This is a genomic window from Candidatus Frankia alpina (assembly GCF_902806485.1).
GTDB classification, from domain to species: domain Bacteria; phylum Actinomycetota; class Actinomycetes; order Frankiales; family Frankiaceae; genus Frankia; species Frankia alpina.
The window spans coordinates 1-1,365 of record NZ_CADCWT010000469.1 but is presented as its reverse complement, the minus strand read 5'-3'; the positions used below and the strand labels follow the sequence as shown (position 1 = coordinate 1,365).

Here is a 1,365-nt window from a genome sequence, read left to right as displayed (position 1 = left end):
TTCGCTGACCGTCACCCGAGTTTCGAAAGGATCAACCTGGCGGTTTCGGAATAGCTTCCCTGTCAGAGCGCTGGAAGTAGTGTTGGAAGTTTTGATCGGCGATGGCTTCCCGGACTGTCGGGCCGCTGCCATAGTCGAACGGAAGCCCGGAATTTATGAGGCGTTTATCGCGCTCACGGGCGATATTAAGCCGATGGGGCACCCGCCTGAATTGGACGATGCTGGGGATGCTTCTGAGTAGCAGGGCGAGCGTACGGCGGTTGGCACCGCCCAGATCGCGACGGAAGCGTTCCATCTCGGTCATGGTGGCGAGCTGTTCGGGCAGATCGAAGGATTTTTGCACGGGTGTCAGCACGGCGCTCGACGCCTCCACGTAGAGGCTGCGTGGGTGTAGGACGAAGCGCAGCCAAGGGAGAAGACGAGAGTTTCCGCCCAGCCGGAGACTCGGATGCAGGTGTAGCGTCGCATCTTCTCGTCCGGACCCGCCAGGAGGGCTTCGAACGTAGGCTGGTCGACGGTCTGCACCGGACGTTTCAACCCGTGGGGTAGCAGTGGGCTGTTCGGCACCAGATCTAATCCGTTGATGAACAGCCGTTCTTCGATGGTCAGCTGCGGCCAGCGTAGGTCGCGCAGACCGTCCAGGACATGGCTGCGTAGCTCCTCGACACCGAACTGCTCGAGTGGGGTGTTCTGGTCCGCCGGGGTGCCGACGTCGACAGAGAATGACCAGGACCCGAGGATGCCACCGGAACCGACGAAAGGCGAGTAGCCGCTGTAGACGGTGACGTTGTGGCCAGGATAGTCGTAGAGTTCCCGGAGATTTTCGCGACGTCTCTGATCGACTTTGGCCACGATCTGGCTGGGATTGAAGGTGCGGCGGGTGAACTGGTTGATCATTTCTTCGGTGCTGAGCATCGCGGTGGCGAGTACCACGACCCAGGCCACCAGGAGAGATACCAGTATTAACACCCACAACTTATGATCACCAATGATGGAGCCGATCAGGCCGACCGCGAGGAGCGCGCAACAGGCGGCAAGCAGGCCGTCCCGAACCCTGCGCCGCCGCAGTTCCACGATCGCGCAGCACGTCGCCGTGGCCAGGTCGACGTCAGTAGCGGCTGGCAGCGCCCGCGGGGCGGCCTTGGACTCCCGCAGGAGCCGGTTCGGTAGGTCGCGGTCTACCAGGATGGCCGCGCAGAGCAGCCGGGTGGACTCCGTGTCCCACTGCGTCGCTGGCATCGACTACCCCCTGTGTGCCCGACTGGGAACATCAGTACAACACGGAGACTTGCCGTGGCTGCCGCGCCGCGCCATCGCAGACCTGTCGATACTCGAGGAAACCGTAATTTTACGGATTCACCGCCC

General features: G+C 62.1%; 2 protein-coding genes. Both read right to left on the bottom strand.

Annotation, left to right across the window (positions count from 1 at the left end; translation table 11 throughout):
* Window positions 1-31: 31 nt before the first annotated feature.
* Entirely contained in the window at window positions 32-355 is a 324-nt protein-coding gene (locus tag G6R25_RS23990; RefSeq protein ID WP_163554654.1) for a hypothetical protein, read from the bottom strand.
* Window positions 349-1,239, bottom strand: coding sequence for a hypothetical protein (locus tag G6R25_RS23985; protein WP_136449625.1), 891 nt, complete (start codon window positions 1,237-1,239; stop codon window positions 349-351). The genes G6R25_RS23990 and G6R25_RS23985 overlap by 7 nt, the downstream gene beginning before the upstream one ends.
* Window positions 1,240-1,365: the final 126 nt, after the last annotated feature.

Bases quoted from the DNA above. Each gene is read 5' to 3' on its own strand.
- G6R25_RS23985 (WP_136449625.1), bottom strand. From the start codon at position 1,239: ATGCCAGCGACGCAGTGGGACACGGAGTCCACCCGGCTGCTCTGCGCG.